General features: G+C 42.7%; 17 protein-coding genes and 1 pseudogene. 15 read left to right on the top strand and 3 right to left on the bottom strand.

The window, feature by feature from the left end:
* The 6 genes and pseudogenes from ACJAT7_RS13410 to ACJAT7_RS13385 form a co-directional block, all read left to right on the top strand.
* Positions 1 to 229: pseudogene (locus tag ACJAT7_RS13410) on the top strand (transcriptional regulator); the annotation flags it as partial.
* Between the two features lie 15 nt (positions 230 to 244).
* Entirely contained in the window at positions 245 to 679 is a 435-nt protein-coding gene (locus tag ACJAT7_RS13405) for a hypothetical protein (protein WP_415227307.1), read from the top strand.
* 85 nt (positions 680 to 764) lie between these two features.
* Complete coding sequence (locus tag ACJAT7_RS13400) at positions 765 to 914, top strand: hypothetical protein (RefSeq protein WP_415227306.1); 150 nt, start codon at positions 765 to 767, stop codon at positions 912 to 914.
* A gap of 38 nt (positions 915 to 952) precedes the next feature.
* Positions 953 to 1237 carry a hypothetical protein gene (locus ACJAT7_RS13395; RefSeq protein WP_415227305.1) on the top strand — a complete coding sequence of 95 codons (285 nt, stop codon included), beginning with the start codon at positions 953 to 955 and terminating at the stop codon, positions 1235 to 1237.
* Positions 1234 to 3423: a replication endonuclease gene (locus ACJAT7_RS13390; protein WP_415227304.1), complete on the top strand. Its 2190-nt coding sequence runs from the start codon at positions 1234 to 1236 to the stop codon at positions 3421 to 3423. The genes ACJAT7_RS13395 and ACJAT7_RS13390 overlap by 4 nt, the downstream gene beginning before the upstream one ends.
* A 302-nt stretch (positions 3424 to 3725) precedes the next feature.
* Positions 3726 to 5633 (top strand): acyltransferase family protein, encoded by a 1908-nt coding sequence (locus ACJAT7_RS13385; protein ID WP_415227303.1) that lies wholly within the window; start codon positions 3726 to 3728, stop codon positions 5631 to 5633.
* A gap of 243 nt (positions 5634 to 5876) precedes the next feature.
* Here ACJAT7_RS13385 and ACJAT7_RS13380 read toward each other — a convergent pair whose 3' ends face one another.
* The 3 genes from ACJAT7_RS13380 to ACJAT7_RS13370 all read right to left on the bottom strand — a co-directional run bounded on the left by ACJAT7_RS13380 (position 5877) and on the right by ACJAT7_RS13370 (position 9533).
* Positions 5877 to 6131, bottom strand: a complete 255-nt coding sequence (locus tag ACJAT7_RS13380) for an ogr/Delta-like zinc finger family protein (protein WP_415227302.1) — start codon at positions 6129 to 6131, stop codon at positions 5877 to 5879.
* A gap of 607 nt (positions 6132 to 6738) precedes the next feature.
* Positions 6739 to 7758: a phage portal protein gene (locus tag ACJAT7_RS13375; RefSeq protein ID WP_415227301.1), complete on the bottom strand. Its 1020-nt coding sequence runs from the start codon at positions 7756 to 7758 to the stop codon at positions 6739 to 6741.
* A complete protein-coding gene (locus ACJAT7_RS13370) occupies positions 7755 to 9533 on the bottom strand; it encodes a terminase large subunit domain-containing protein (protein WP_415227300.1) in 1779 nt (592 codons plus the stop codon). The genes ACJAT7_RS13375 and ACJAT7_RS13370 overlap by 4 nt, the downstream gene beginning before the upstream one ends.
* 215 nt (positions 9534 to 9748) lie before the next feature.
* On the opposite strand from ACJAT7_RS13370, the gene ACJAT7_RS13365 reads away from it, so the two are divergent.
* The 9 genes from ACJAT7_RS13365 to ACJAT7_RS13325 form a co-directional block, all read left to right on the top strand.
* Positions 9749 to 10627 carry a GPO family capsid scaffolding protein gene (locus ACJAT7_RS13365; RefSeq protein WP_415227299.1) on the top strand — a complete coding sequence of 293 codons (879 nt, stop codon included), beginning with the start codon at positions 9749 to 9751 and terminating at the stop codon, positions 10625 to 10627.
* The gene (locus ACJAT7_RS13360) at positions 10628 to 11617 is read left to right on the top strand and encodes a phage major capsid protein, P2 family (RefSeq protein ID WP_415227298.1); all 990 of its coding nucleotides are present in this window, start codon (positions 10628 to 10630) and stop codon (positions 11615 to 11617) included.
* A gap of 58 nt (positions 11618 to 11675) precedes the next feature.
* On the top strand, positions 11676 to 12392 hold the full coding sequence (gene gpM / locus ACJAT7_RS13355) for a phage terminase small subunit (RefSeq protein WP_415227297.1): 717 nt from the start codon (positions 11676 to 11678) through the stop codon (positions 12390 to 12392).
* A gap of 119 nt (positions 12393 to 12511) precedes the next feature.
* On the top strand, positions 12512 to 12883 hold the full coding sequence (locus tag ACJAT7_RS13350) for a hypothetical protein (RefSeq protein WP_415227296.1): 372 nt from the start codon (positions 12512 to 12514) through the stop codon (positions 12881 to 12883).
* Entirely contained in the window at positions 12870 to 13334 is a 465-nt protein-coding gene (locus ACJAT7_RS13345; RefSeq protein WP_415227295.1) for a head completion/stabilization protein, read from the top strand. The genes ACJAT7_RS13350 and ACJAT7_RS13345 overlap by 14 nt, the downstream gene beginning before the upstream one ends.
* Complete coding sequence (locus ACJAT7_RS13340) at positions 13331 to 13816, top strand: phage tail protein (RefSeq protein WP_415227294.1); 486 nt, start codon at positions 13331 to 13333, stop codon at positions 13814 to 13816. The genes ACJAT7_RS13345 and ACJAT7_RS13340 overlap by 4 nt, the downstream gene beginning before the upstream one ends.
* Positions 13813 to 14472, top strand: coding sequence for a phage virion morphogenesis protein (locus tag ACJAT7_RS13335; RefSeq protein WP_415227293.1), 660 nt, complete (start codon positions 13813 to 13815; stop codon positions 14470 to 14472). Before ACJAT7_RS13340 ends, ACJAT7_RS13335 begins: the two co-directional genes overlap by 4 nt.
* A 12-nt stretch (positions 14473 to 14484) precedes the next feature.
* Positions 14485 to 15615 carry a DUF2586 domain-containing protein gene (locus ACJAT7_RS13330; protein WP_415227292.1) on the top strand — a complete coding sequence of 377 codons (1131 nt, stop codon included), beginning with the start codon at positions 14485 to 14487 and terminating at the stop codon, positions 15613 to 15615.
* 3 nt (positions 15616 to 15618) lie between these two features.
* The coding region (locus ACJAT7_RS13325; protein ID WP_415227308.1) for a phage protein at positions 15619 to 15779 on the top strand (161 nt) is incomplete at its 3' end.

Below are 15779 nucleotides of genomic sequence, written 5' to 3'. Positions count from 1 at the left end.
AAACAGCATCAACGCCGGTGAATTGGCCCGACTGACGCTAGAAAACGGCGGTGAAATTCGCTTGCCGCGCAGAAAACGTAACGAACTGTTAGATCGTGCCCATAAAAGCGTCAACAACCTGGTGTTGCTGATGAATGATTTAGAAAACAAAACGTCCGGTGTCTCGCCATTTTTATCGATGGGATTAGATTTCATCGCCAACGGCGCACCTATTCCAGGTTTTAGTTAATTAAGGAGAAAGAATATGAATAATTTAGCCCTCACAACCCCATGCAAAAGCACACGGGGCTTACTGCTAATCGGTGTCGATATGGCCCCTGGTAAAGATGAAAGCATTGTAAGGAATCTTAACAAAGCCAGACATTTTGCAGATAAAGCGCAGCGCATTCTTACTAAAAATGAAGATGCGCATTCTGTGTGCAATATGGTCAACGCGATCATGTCATTGGCCGTGCTCAATAGTGAGCTGTTGCATATTCACACTCGTTATTCGCCACACGTAAAAACATTGGATGTGCGCGTGCAACCAGCCGACACCGATTATGAAAATCCGGCTGTGGTTTTTAAGGAGCATATTTATTTAGATAAACCCAAATCGCTTGAGCAGCTAAAGAACTTGGAAGATTTATTGATCGAACTGGTTGCTGATGCGAAAGATTTGGCTATGGGCGGATGTTGAATAGGTCGAGATAAGAAGAGTGTGTTAACCAGAGCTCTAACTCTGATTAACACTAATACAAAACTAATTCTGAGAGAATTTAATTATGTCAAAAGAGTTTAGCACAGTGATTGCGCTTGGCGCAAAAGCCCCGTTTATTTTAGTCATGCAGTTAACCAAACATGAGCGCACAGCGTTTATTGAATCGGTTACGCCCAATATGTCAGCCGCGCTTAAACATCCTCTATTGGGTTAAGGCAAATTCTTTAAGTTTAAAAGCAAAGGAAGTTACGAATGAATGCAGTAGCCGTTAGATCGACCACAAAATCAATTGATGAATCTCGCGCAGAGATATACGCGCTTTTTAATGCTAACAGCCAGGGCGGTTTGATTTGGGAAAAGTTAGAGCAAGCAGAACGAAGGGTGTTTTGTTTTGCAGCTGAACTCAAAAAGTCCCATGTCGATAAACCACTTAGCCAATTTGATGAACTAGAGCGTCATAAGCTGCTACGTGCGATTAAATCAATCGAGCAAACCGCAAAGCAGTTCACCACGGTTTCACTTCAAGATTTTAAATGAATCAGTACAAAGCAGCCAACGCCTACCAAAAAGACCTTAAAGGCAAATACAAAAACTTTAAGGCCTACCCAACTAAAGCCCTCGATAGTGCCCATTGTGGCACTACATCACTTTGGGAAAAAGATAAGTGTTGGGCAATTACCGAACTGCATAAAAGCATGCCTGAAGAGTTGGCTATTTCTATCTATTCACAATATGTGGCGCGATGGGAAAAGTATGTGCTTGTGAAAGGAGCGAGCCGAAGCGCAAATATTTGGCTGCGTAAACGCATCAAAATGGTCAAGGTTGCAGTGGCCATATTCCCTGTGCCTATTTCTGATTTAAAGCATGAGGGCATGCGTAAAAACACCGCACAAATTTGGTGTGGTAAATGTGTGGAAGCGCTTAAGGATGCCGCCGATGCTAAAAAATCAATTGCTGAAGCAGAAGTGCTTGTTCAGTTGTTCGCTGCCCAGTGGGGATTTGCACCGAAAACACCGACACAGGAGATTGAGCCACTTGAAGGTGAAAGCAATGATGATTATTTTCAGCGTGTTGATAATGAATTAGCTTGGTTTCGACTGACCAGATTGCTTGATGATGATTGGTGGGAGCGAAAGATCGATCAGGCATACAGACAGTTTTGTGAACATTGCCAGATTATAAATGGCCGTGTTCGCAAAGGTGTTTCAATTTATTTAAGTGATGCGGGACTGCGAGAATTTAGGGCTAGAAAACTTGCCAGTACTTTAGCGCTTTCAAAAATGGTGGCTCGCAATGAGGAAACGGGCGAAGAGATAAACATGCTTGACGTCGTTAAAACATCCATTGCTAACCCTGCTATTCGCCGCCATGAATTGATGGTGAGAATGCGTGGCTTTGAAGATATCGCTCAAGAAAATAAACTTATCGGTGGCTTCTTTACGCTGACAGCACCTTCTAAATATCATGCCTATACAGTGACTAAGAAAGGGCGGTCTGTTGAAAATAAACATTATCAAGGGTTTAGCCCAAAACAAACCCAGCAATACCTCTCTGCTACATGGGCAAAAGCGCGCGCTAAATTAAAACGGCTCGATATTCCTTTAATGGGGTTTCGTGTTTGCGAGCCTCACCATGATGGCACCCCGCATTGGCATGCACTGTTTTTCTTCCAGCCTGATCACGAACAGATGATTCGTTACGTTTTAGCTGATTATTTTACCCAAGAAGATCGCGAAGAATTGAATGCGCATGATGATGAATTCCGCTTATGGGGGCGCTCGTTTGATGAAAATGATAAGCAAGCTATCGACCTGTTCGGTGACAGTAAAGAGGAGGAAACTGCATTAATCGCGGATATTGAAAAGCGCATTAGTGCCCGTTTTGATTACAAGGTGATAGATCCGGAAAAGGGCAGTGCAACGGGTTATATCGCTAAATATATAGCGAAAAATATTGATGGATACAAGATGTCTGATGATGAAGAAACGGGCGCACCTGCGGATAAAAAAGCCGAGGCGGTTTGTGGTTGGTCAAGCCTGTGGCGCATTCGTCAATTCCAGCAAATAGGGGGGCCACCTGTTTCTGTGTGGCGTGAATTGAGGCGGTTAGAGCAAGATGCCGAAGTAAAAGAAGCCAAAGCGGTAGCTAAGGAAAACGGTGAGAAATACGAGCCAAAAATTCGTTCATTTTTCGATTTACAAAAAGAACACGACTCGATTGAAGTGGCGCGTCTTGCTGCTGATTCGGGCAACTGGAGTATGTACGTTCACGCCATGGGCGGTATTTTTTGCCCTCGTGCAGATCATCCCATCCGCATGGTTTATAAGCCCGTGGGTAATGCCTATGGCGAAGAAGTAAAAAAGCTTAAAGGGATTGGCTCTTTTGATAAGACGATGATTACACACGCTGAAGGCTGGGTAATTACCAAGAAACTTGCCGATAACGTGGGGTTTGAACTTGAAAAGGAGCGACAGCTCCGCCCTTGGAGTTCTGTCAATAACTGTACGGGGGATAAAAATTCAACGGTTGAACAGGCAGTTGTTGACCAATTTAAACAGCTAGGGGTTGACCTTGATCCGGTTCTTTTAGGTCCGGTAATGAATGGGGCCCGAATTTTAACGGGTGATGGACGTAGGGCTTCGATAATTCATTCTGATTTAGGCGTTCAGCTGCGTGTCGAAGAGGTAGTTACGCCTGGCAATGATGATATTGGTTGGGAATAGTGGTAGTTAATTGCGTTGTTAGTTTAGTTGGAGAGAACGGTTTTGAGATATCCAGTTGTCATAGTTACTCATATCTTATCAATATGTTATAGTCGCGGAAAAATTCAAGCTATGGCATATTTTCTTGTTTCTTTGCTTAAATCACACAGCGTTAAAAAATCAAATACAACGATTATTAGGTAAATAAATCTTACATTCAACTGTAATTATTCGAGCAAAAGCATCTGGAAACACCCATATGTTTTTTTCTGTATTGATTCTAATTTAATAAAAAACAATAATAATGAAGTTGAGTAACCCCTATGAAAATGATGTTTCGTAAAGATATAAATGGATTACGTGCTATTGCAGTTATTGCTGTCGTTTTATACCATTTTAACAAAAGTTGGATACCTGGGGGGTTTGCCGGAGTAGATATTTTTTTTGTGATATCTGGATTCCTTATGACAAAAATCATATTTTCGGGAATTTCAAATGGAACCTTTCAAGCATACTCATTTTATAAGTCACGAGCGAAACGTATAATACCTGCTCTAACAGTATTATGTTTTTCTGTTCTTATCTTTGCTTGGTTTTTTGTGGCCCCAGCCGACTACCAAACGATTAGTAAGCATGTGTTTACAAGTTTAACGTTTATTTCAAATATTGGATATTGGCAGGAAGCCGGATACTTTGATGCAATTTCAAAAAGTAAATGGCTTTTACATACATGGTCATTATCCGCAGAATGGCAATTTTATATCATCTATCCTCTGGTGATTATAGGATTACTTAAAGTTTTTAAAGAAAAAATCGTTCTAAAAATAATTCTTGGGTTATTTTTAATTTCATTCATTCTGTGCCTATATGCTTCTTTTAAATGGCCCGATGCATCGTATTATTTACTACCAACACGAAGTTGGGAAATGCTTATGGGGGGGATTATCTATTTATACCCAATTAAACGTTTAGAAAAGCATACTTCTTTAGCAACAATAATTGGTGGTTTTTTAATATTTTCATCCTTTTTCATTATGTCTGAAAATGATATTTGGCCTGGGTATTTAGCACTCTTACCCACGTTAGGAACTGCAATTATTCTGTCGGTAAATAATCAGTCTAATGCCATCTTAAATAATATAGTAATTCAGAAAATAGGAGCTTGGTCATACTCAATTTATTTATGGCACTGGGTTGTGTTAAGTTTTATCTATTTTTTCGATCCTTTCTTTGGCTTACATAAACAAATCTTAGGGATATTATTTTCAGTCATCCTTGGCTGCTGCTCATTTTACCTTATAGAAAAAAATAACTTTAACAAAGCTAATATCTTAATGTATCTGCTTACTATTAATTTTGCTGCTTGGGTATTTATAAGTAATGGAGCACAAACATCAATTCGAGAATATACAGCACAGTATGACCTTAAAGATTGGGTGGAACGTTATAAGGGCTTCAATGGCCCAAATACGTTTGGTGAATATTGGGCCGCTTGTAACTCTAAAGCAAAGTTTAACACTAGCACAAATAAAGCTGAAATTGATCAACGATGTATTAATACAGAAATGAGCAATAGTGTTTTCCTATTAGGTGACTCACATGCAGCCGCATACTCTACAGCTTTAAGGGCCATATTTAAAAATGATATTTCTTTCGATCAGTTAGCGAGTAGTGGCTGTAGACCGTCATGGGATAAAAAAGATCTTAAAGAAAAAATATCAGCAAAAGGAGTGTTTGAATTAAGCTGCCATTATCAAAATATACTCTCATATAAGGCAATTCGAGATATTAATCCTAGAATAGTAATCTTAGCCCAAAGAAATTTGCATGATAGGTCTTCCCTCTTGAACGTTGTTAATAAATTGGTGGATTGGGGGATTGAAAAAGTAGTTATAATTGGACCTGTACCTCAGTGGCTTCCTAGCTTACCGTCTATTTTGTCGAAGAAAAATAGAAAAGTAGGTGATTTTTTAATTTCATCATCATTGGACGACAGTATATTAAAAACAAATGAAGCCTTAAAGATAGCTATTCCTAATAGTAAAAAAATAGTATTCATTGATGTTGTTGGTAGTTTTTGCCAAGAAATTGGAAGTGAAGTTGCTTGTAAGTTTAAAATTGATAACAACAACCTAGTTACTTTTGACTACGGTCATCCCACTCCAGAATATAGCCAAATGATTGTAAATAAACTACTACGAAACCAACTACCTGAGGACATGTTAAAATAGTAAATCACTTTACGATTGTTGTTTAAAATACATCCAATAATAAACGAGGTGAACAACAATCCCAAATAATGCAGGCCAACTATAGAATATAAAATATTCATTTTGCTTCGCGAAGAAAAGGGCTATACAGGCACCCAATATAATATTAAGTTTTCTATAAATATAATTAATACTGATGTGTAGGCATAACAAAAACCGCTAGGGTAGTTTTAAGCGGTTTTAGAAACACTATTTTTAAATTAATTATTTCAACAAAGAAAGCTGAGCTTTAAGTTCTTTCTGCTGGCTGGGTCCTAATGTTTTTAATAACTCAAATGCTAACTGCGAAGAAGTTTTAGCGGATGGGCTTAATGTATGGCTGAACGATAGGTTCATAACAAACGAATGGCCGCATTCCGGGTTGCCACAACTGCAATATAAATCTGAATATCCAAGCGATATTCTATTGGATTTTTGAATGCAGCTTTTTCCACCACATTCCGGACAAAGAATTCTCATATAACACCTCACTGACTGACCCGCCCATTATATGTTAAATGCTGTTTTTATGCACAGCATTTAGCTGGTTAACTATCTGATGTTAATCAGTATTTCAAGTGTCTACACTCAGCTATTTCTCCAACCAGTCGCACAGCTACGCACACAACCACCGAATGGTACACACCCCACGGAAAGGAGACTCTACGCCACGGAAAACGCACTCCTCCTACCCGCCTGAGCCGTTTTTGATGCGTTTTTTCTTCAGTTTTGAATTCATGAAAAAATAGGGGCCGTAAATAATACTGAACAGCGTTTAAGCCCTTATGTAATGCGGGGCCTCAATAATAAAAGGATCGCTTAAAATCGCTTATATTGCCCTGTGTAAAATTTCATAAATTGAAAAAGTTTTCAGTGTTTTGCAATAATAGCCGGCTAAAATAGAGCGGCTTTAATTGTAACTAATTGAAAAATATAGAACGTTTTGTTTTCCGTGGGGTTTTTAAAAGATCTTTAGTAAAAATAAGGATCATTAAAAGGATCACAAAGCGCAGCAATTACAATGCCTGCAGGGAGTTTTAGCCCTAAACAGGAATTTCATTTTATCTGATTGTTATTAGCCAGTTACCTAAGCGCTTTCAACCTCTAAATTAAACTTTAAATGTAAGTTTTTAGGGATTTCCGGGTCGCGGTTGACCGCTTTCATAAATAATCTGCACGCGGGTATTACTTCATTTTGACTGTAAACCGTATTAAATTTGATCGGGTCACCACGAACACCACCACTAGGGATAATCGCTGCCAACTCTGCGGGGAATCTGTGACCGGTTAAAACCTCTTGGGCGGTAATATTTTTAATTTTTTCAAATTCGTCTTTGGTAGCAATATCGCCAACCGGAATTAATTGAATCCCTTTTTCTTTACCGTTGGGAATATTCACAAACATACTGCGAAAATTACCCACGCCGCGGCTAGATGACATCTTAGTTTTTAAGTCGTCCTCGTCATCTTTGCTTAAATTAGGATCCGTTGCGTAAAAAATAAAGCCCATGTGCAGGCCGTTTTTATAATAACGACGGCGGAAAGTAGTGGCATCGGTACTAAGCAGGGCGGATTGCACGCAGCCAAGATAATCCGGGGCGCCATAAACCTGTTGTGCCGGGTCATATTGCGCCACAAAAGTGATGTCCTTTTTTTTATATTCCTGTTTTTTGTTATCACGGCCAAGCAGCCAGAAGTTACCTTTTTTATCTTTGCGGGTATGCATCGCAGGCAAAGGGTGAAGCGCAATAACCCGGCCAAAATAGTCGCGGATTTTAACCAGGGCCACATCACCGAACTCTAAAAAATCAGAAATGCCCGCATGAATATGATGATCCTCCATGCCTCCACCTTCATAACGTCCGGCCATCATTAAGCGCCGCGCTTTTAAAATCGAACCATGATAAGCATTTGCCCTGGTTAACTTATTTAATCCGCCTCTGTCCAGTGGCGGCTCCCAGTAATCATCGGCATCATTATAAAAAAGCTCGCTGTAATCATAGTTATCAAATCCCCCTGTCATCATTTCCGGCCCGCCGAAACTAAACATCACACTTTCATTGTCATCGCTTGGCGCTTCTTTATTTATAAACTGTTTCTTTTTCATGCTGCCGTCTTCCATGTTGATTTCGGTTTATTGGTATAATCGAGCGGCTCATTAATCAGCGCATGAGATATTGCCCAAAATGCGTCTGCGTGCCCGGTTAATTCACTGCGCTCAGCTTTAAAAGTCATGGCATTGCCTGAATTTGTACTGGCGCGTTTTATCGCCATAAACGCCATCGATATATCTTTATGTTCGGCATCGTACTGCAGGCGGTTGCCCTCAATGACGTCTATCATTTTCATTACTAAGCGGTTTTTGCTGTCATTGCTGTAATGTATAGCATGGGCTTCACGCGGATATTTTTTATTGATTAAATCCCAAACACCAGCCCCAATACCCGTGGTATCAACGCCCAAATAGCTGACATTATAGCGCTCGAATACTTTCACAATTTGCGCAACTTGATATTGAAAATTAAGCCCTTTCCAATAATGCTTTTCTAATACGCGAAACTTTTCAGGCGCAGCCTTTTCATCTGTAGTAATAGGCGGGGCGATCACAACTAAACACGCATTGTCACGCGTTCGTGATGGATCATAACCCAGCCAAACTTCACGGCGGCCGAATGGATGTTTCTCGACAGGTTTAAAATCCTGCCAATGTGCAGCATCAGCCATGCAGCGTTCAAGATGATTAAAGGAAAAGACCGAACTGGCACCATCCACAAAAATACACATAAACAGATTTTTAAAATCCGCATCGCTGTATTCATCACGCAGTTCATCAATATCAAACAGATCACAGCCGCCCGTCGCTGCATCTTCAATGGTGACTATATAGCGCCATTGCCGATCTGGGCAAAGCACCCCGTTTTGCATCTCTTTAAAGGTAGGGAAATCAATATTAGCGCGGCTGTCTTTGCCTTTTTTCCAGCCGTCACCCGTCCAGAACGGATAGGCTTGATGGGATTTGCTCGATGGTGTTGAGAAATAGGTTTTGCGCCATTTAGTATGGGTTGCCATGGCCGAGGCCAGTTTGTTTAAAATCTCAAAGCCGGGGATCCAAAAGTATTCATCAACATAAACATGGCCATGGTAAGACTGTGCCGTTTTACTGTTAGTTGATAAAAAACGCAGTTCAGCGCCGTTGGCTAAAATAATAGGGTTACCGGTCAACTCAATATCTAAAAACTCTTTACCGATGGCAATGATATAAGAGCGGAATACCTCCGCCTGGGCGCGTGATGCAGACAAAAATATCTGATTGTCACCGGTTAAAATTGCATCCTCTAGGGCTTCGCCGGCAAAGTAATAGGTTGCGCCAATCTGCCGCGATTTTAAAATATTACGAATGCGTTGTTTTAGATTGTTGCGCATCTTAAGCTGATATTTAAACAGCGAATCATGCCAGGTCTTAAAGTCCTCAGCTGTTAAATGATCGGTATTGTTTTTGCCTTTCTTCTTTTCTTTTTTATTACCACTAGGCTTGTTGCTCGAGCGGCTGCTGTTCTTGTGCTGGGAAGCTTCATTGTGACGCGCCGGTTTTTCATCATTAACCCGTATTTTTTTCAAATTCACATGATGCTTTATTAACCTGTCTAATAAATCCAATTGCCCTTTGCTTGGCTCTGGGATTTCAAGCAGTGCCTGAATCCGCGTTGAAATAGCTTCGTCCACCGTATGCTCGCGCAGCATATCCCGCCAGCCGTGTCGGTCAGCCCAATAATAAACAATCCGCTCATTACCCAGCCCCAATTCAACGGCCACCTCTTTTGGTGTCCAGGCTTTTAAATATAGCGCCCGCGCTGCTTGTTTTATTTCCGGTGAATAGGCCATCGATGCTCTTTATCAGTGAATGTAAAAACATCATACCCCCGACAAAAAGCCAATTAACCGACTGAAATTCCTAATGATTCCGAAAAGGGCAAGATCGGAATTCAGCGGAATTTAACAAGGTGAATCCGAAAAATAAGCGGCGTACTCTTTAGCTCTCAGAAGAAATTGACTGACATTAGTTTCCATGAATAAAAAAGAAAAGGTAAACAGATGTAATGGCAAATAAAACCAGTGATTGGAAAATAGTAGCGACGGAAGGGGCCACAGTAGATGGTCGCGCCATTAGTTCAGCATGGATTAAAGACATGGCAACCGCCTATTCCCCCGAAGAATATACCGCCTTAATCTGGCCTGAGCATCAGCGCTCAAATTGGAGTAAATCAGAAGGTAATAACTGGGGAAGTGTTGAAGAGCTAAAAGCCGAAAAAAGCGGCGGGAAATTACGCCTGCTAGCAAAAATAACCCCTAATGCGTATTTATTAGCAGCTAATAAAGATGGACAAAAACTCTTTACCTCTATCGAGCCAGAGCCTGATTACAAGGGAAAGGGCAGCTGTTATTTAATGGGCCTCGCCGTGACAGATTCCCCCGCAAGTTCAGGCACAACCCGCTTAACATTTTCAAGAAGCAATGGTGAAGCAAGCGATCTTGATGTCAGCCAACTCGAAGAAATTGACTTTTCAGAGTGCCGGGCATCAAACCCGCTTGCCAAAGCATTTTCCACTATTGCACATTTTTTTGAAACTGAGGGGGAAATCCCATCAGCCCCACAAACACAGGAAGAACCCATGGACCAAAAACAATTTGCCCAAGTTTTAAGCAAACTTGACGGCATCGAAACAAAGCAAACGGAACTGGAAAGTAAGGTAGCAGAATTTGCTATCAAGCCGGTAATTGCTGATCCGGTTGAAGTACCCGAAGCGCCCGCGCAATTCTCCGCCGAGCAATTCAGTACCGAGCTAACAAAACAACTAAAACCGCTAACTGAAAAAGTAAACGGCTTAGAAACTAAATTCAACGAGCTATCAAAAGAAGTACCAGGACAACGTCCGGATGAAGATGGTTCAGGCGAAACTAAAGTGGAGGCATTTTAAATGAACCGTACCGCAACGAAATTCCTAGCACAATATCGCATGGCTGTAGCCACAGCGTCCGACGCTGAAAACACCAACGCGCAGTTTGCTATTGCGCCGCCGATTGAAACAAAACTGCGTCAGGCAATTACTTTTTCCGATGCATTTTTAAGCATGATTTCAGTGCTAGCCGTTGACCAGATTGCAGGTCAAGTGGTCGATGTAGGTGTGGGTAAACTGCTAACAGGTCGCGGAGACGGCACACGTTTTCGTGCCGAGCTTAGCAATGACGGCAATACTTATTCGCTGGTAGAGACAGACAGCTGCGGCGTTATCAAGTGGGGCACCTTAACCCAGTGGGCAAACTCAGGTAGTGCCGGTGAATTTATTAAACTAATGAACGCCGCTATTACCCGCAGTTTTGCCCTCGATATGCTGCGCGTCGGTTTCAATGGTACATCAGCGGCCACCGTTACAGATCCCGTTGCCAACCCATTAGGCGAAGATATCAACAAAGGCTGGTTGCAGGTTGTTAAAGATAAAGCAGCGGCACAAGTTTTAGCTGCTGCTGATTTAGATCCAACCGGCACAGTGGTTGATTCCTATAAAAACCTTGATTCTCTGGTACAGGATTTAGTCAACACCACCATTCACGAAGCGCACCGCCAAAGTCCAGATCTCGTTGTTCTAGTTGGTGGTGATTTAGTAGCTGCAGAACAGCATCGTTTGCTTGAAGCTGCCAGCACACCCACTGAGCATAAAGCCGCGCAAACACTGGCTAAAACCATTGCCGGAAAAACAGCATATACACCGCCATTTTTCCCGCCAACGGCTGTCTGGGTAACAACCCTTAAAACGCTGCAGATTTTACAGCAGAAAGGCACTCAATGGCGCAAGGTCGCGAATAGCGAAGACCGTAAGCAGGTTGAAAACAGCTTTTTACGCGCAGAGGGTTATGCCGTCGGTGATTTTAATAAATTCGCCGCCATTGAAACTGTGACAATCGCTTAACTTTACTGAAAAACAAAAGCAGCTGTTTAAGACAGCTGCTTTTTAAAAAGGAATCATCATGGCCAGTCCACTACGTAAGCAGCGTGACGCACTATTAAATAAACAATCCGGTAAGTCTGAGATTCATCAACCATCCGGCGCCGAGCCTAAAAGTTTGCACCTGTTGTTAGTCGAACTGGCCAATGATGAAAAAGTCTTAAAGGGCTTTAATCGCATTGAAGATAAAGTGGAACACAAGCGCGATGTGCTAGTGCCAAAATATAAACGCGCCGTTGAAGAGTATTTAGAAAGCGGTGAACGTTTTGATAATCCGCTTTTTGCGATCATGATTGTCTGGCTCTTTGATATTGACGATTTAGAAACCGCCATTGATTGGTGCAACAAAGCAATCGAGCGCGAACTCGATACCCCATCCCGTTTCAAACGTGACTTTGCCACATTCTGCGCCGATGAAGTTTTAAAATGGTGTGAAAAAATGGCCGCACAAGGTCATTCAATCGAGCCGTTTTTCAGCCATACATTTAAAAAAGTGCGTGAAGAATGGCGCATCAACGAAGCTTTAACAGCCAAGTGGTACAAGTTCGCCGGATTAATGTTATTGCGTGATGAAGACGGTAAACCGCTGGCAAGTTCTGTCGGTGATATTGAAATATTAGAAACTGCACGGGGCTTATTAATTGAAGCCGGAAACCAAAGCGCCAAAGCACAGGTTAAATCGCAGATTGAAAAAATAGATATGCGCATTCGGGCATTAAAAGATGGCACTAACCTTTAAGTTAATGCCGCAATAGCTCCCTGCCGTCGCGCCTCGGCTTTTGAAAATCAATCGGTGATTTGATCGCTAAGTTGCATTTATCAAAAGTGGCCAGAGGCGCACCCATTAAAAGGATTGTCATGAAAGTTATCGTGTTTTTATTATTAGGGATTGCCAGTATTTATTCGGTTGAGTTTTTCGGAATGAATGAAAATATTATGAACATGGTGATGGCTAGTTCATGGCTACTTGGTATTTTTGGACTAACGCTATTTTATCCCGCGACAACTAAAGAAGCCGCTGAGAAAGAGAGGCAAACTATTAATATCATCTATAAAATTCAGGATTTTTTACTCGGCGGTTTTGTTGGTGCACTTGTCCTTTATTCTTATTGGTTTACCGCGTTTATGGTGTTTATTTATATTGCCGGTCGCATCCATCAATTAAACAAAATAAGAGAGACAGCAAACGAACCAGCGCTAAAAAAAGGAAACGACAATGTTTACCGGTAGTTCAGGCGCAGATTATCAAACCACAGAGATCACCAATGATGGCTTTTGGCCGGACATTAACGCCGGTGACTTTGAAAAGCGTCGCGGTCTACCTGCCGCGCAGGATTCTGAGCGTATTGCCATTGCCTTGGTTAATGCCATGGCCGAAGTTAATAAGCAGCTTGAAAGCTTGAAAGCTGATTATAAATTGGAAGAATATGCCAGCGCAGCCGATGTGCCAGCCAGCCCGTCAATCCTTGGTAAAAACCGCATTGTTATTCAGTACGAGTCTGCAGTTTTCGCCCGCGCAAAAGCAGATTTACTGCCAGATGTTGCAACACTTCACCAGCGTAAAGAGGGCGATCACTTAGCCGACCGCAGTGAAGAAGTAAAAAACGAATTTTTAGCAGAAAGTGAACGCATTATCCGCAACCTCTGCGGCATGAATCGTTCAACGGTAACCCTTTTATGAGCACGCAATATCAGTCCGGCTATAAGCTGCGCAATTTAAAAGCTTTTGTCAAAGCGGTGGTAGGCGGAAAGATAGCGGGGCGCATGGATTGTGAAATGAGCAATATATCGCTAAGCCTGACACCTAAAAACATGGGCAACGGTTTTGATTTAATGAACCAGCGTTATATTGCCGAATTTCTCTTTGATAAATTCCCGCACCGCGAATATGACCCCGCAGTGTTATTTGCAAATGTTGGCGCCTGGTTACTCGATAACGATATCGACAGGGATGATTTTAACGAACTGGGCGATCCGGAAATCGAGGTGGTCATTGAGGACGAAGTTAACGCCGAAGTATTAATCACCATCGAATTTGAAGAGCCGGTGAAAATCGTTGAATTAGTGGACGGGCCTATTTTCTGGAAGAACAAGCGCTGGACTATTGCAGAATATGACATCGATGTCGCCACCGCCTTTCAGTTGAGCATTGAAAAAGCATGATCGAAGTCCGCGCAGACAGGCGCAGTTATTTACGTCTGCGTGAACAGCTGGAACTGATCGGATTGGATAAACCAAAACGGCAGAAAATATTAAAAAAACTCGGTCAGTACATAACCAAGAAAACGAAAAAGAATATCCGCGCCAATCGCGATCCAGAGGGTAAAGCATGGCCGGGGCGCAAAAAAGGCAATAAAAAAATGTTACGGGGCTTTACAAAAAAGCTGAAACATTACCAGCGCGACAGCAATAGGACGTTATATGTTGGCTGGCCAACCCGTCGCGGTGCCATTGCTCTGGCACATCAAGAGGGGAAAAAGGAGCAAAGCGGATTTAATAAACGTTTTAAACAGACCAAAAAGAACCGCGAGCCAAAAAAGACCGATCCGGCAACCCGCGAACAGGCCAAAGAATTGCGTGCCGCTGGATTCAGACTACCGGCTCAGGGAAGACAAAGGCGCGGCAGAAAGCCGACCATTAAATTTATAACCGACAACATGACAGTTGGCGAAGTAGCAAAGAAAACCAGTGAGCTAGAAAACAAAACCCCCGCTAGAAAGTGGGATATCAACCGACCCAAACGGCGCTTAATAGGTATCAGTCAGAAACGTGTGGCGATGATTATTAAACGTGAAATGCAAAACTTACGCAGCAACTAGGAGTTAGAAACCATGGCCTTTCCATTAGTCATTATTAAAATATTAAACATGATGAACGGCTTAATACCGGGCGTTGAATTCAACTTTCTGTATGTCGGATACGGCACAGTCGTTGGCACAACCCGAAATTTAATCATGGTCGATGCCACCACAGATTTAGATGAAGTGCTGGCCGATGCCGATCCGGCATTGCTGCTAACAATGAAAGCCGCGCAGCTAAATGGTAAATCAAGCTGGACTGCAGGGGTGATGATTATCGATGAGGGGGACAGTTGGCAGGAGATGGTTGAACTCGCCAATGAAACTGCAAGTTTTGAAGCCTTTGTTTTAAACTTTCCTGCCGTTGATAAAACCACCTTTGAAGATGCTATCGCCCTGCGCACATCCTTAAAAAGCAAACTCGGCCGAGAAGTCTTTGCCATCTGCACCACGCCCGCTATTGACCCGACCGAAGGTACCGGCGAAACATGGGCCGAATGGTTAGCCACAACCGTTGCCCTGCAGGACACTGTTGCCAGTGAGTACATTACTGTTGTGCCACAAGTCCACCTTACTAATTCATCAATCGGTATTTATGCCGGACGCCTGGCTAATCAGGAAGTCTCTATCGCAGATTCACCCGCGCGCGTTAAAACAGGCGGTGTTATCGGTAGCACTGATTTAGCCGTTGATTCAGCGGGCGCCGCCTTAAGTATGGCAAACCTCAAAGCATTAGAAGCCGCGCGCTATTCCGTGCCTATGTCATATCCGGACTATCCGGGGCAATACTGGACAACCGGCCGCACGCTGGATGTGCCCGGTGGTGACTTTCAGGACATTCGCCATATCCGCGTTGCCATGAAAGCTGCCCGCAAAGTCCGCATTCGTGCCATTGCCCGTATTGCCGATCGCGAACTAAATTCCACACCGGGCTCTATGGCCGCCGCAAAACTCTATTTTACTCAGGATTTGCGCGCCATGGCGATCACTACAAAAATCGGTGATTACGAGTTCCCCGGCGAAATTAAACCGCCCTTAGGTGATGATATTTCTATTACCTGGACAAGCAGTGATGAAGTGCAGATCTTAATGGCAGTCACTCCCTATGAATGCCCGGTAAAAATCACTATCGGCATCATGTTAAACAAACGATTAGGAGCATAATTTATGTCACGATTTACCGGGCGCAATTTTGACGTCACCATTTTAGGCTTAATGATTCATGTCAAAGCCGCCAGCGCCACTATCTCAGATGAATCCGCCGTGGCCATGACGCGCGGGGTTACAGACGGTTTCACCGATGGCAACGCAACTTGTGATGTCGCATA

The organism is Psychromonas sp., from assembly GCF_047632995.1.
GTDB lineage: Bacteria > Pseudomonadota > Gammaproteobacteria > Enterobacterales > Psychromonadaceae > Psychromonas.
This window is presented reverse-complemented; position numbering and strand designations above follow the sequence as displayed.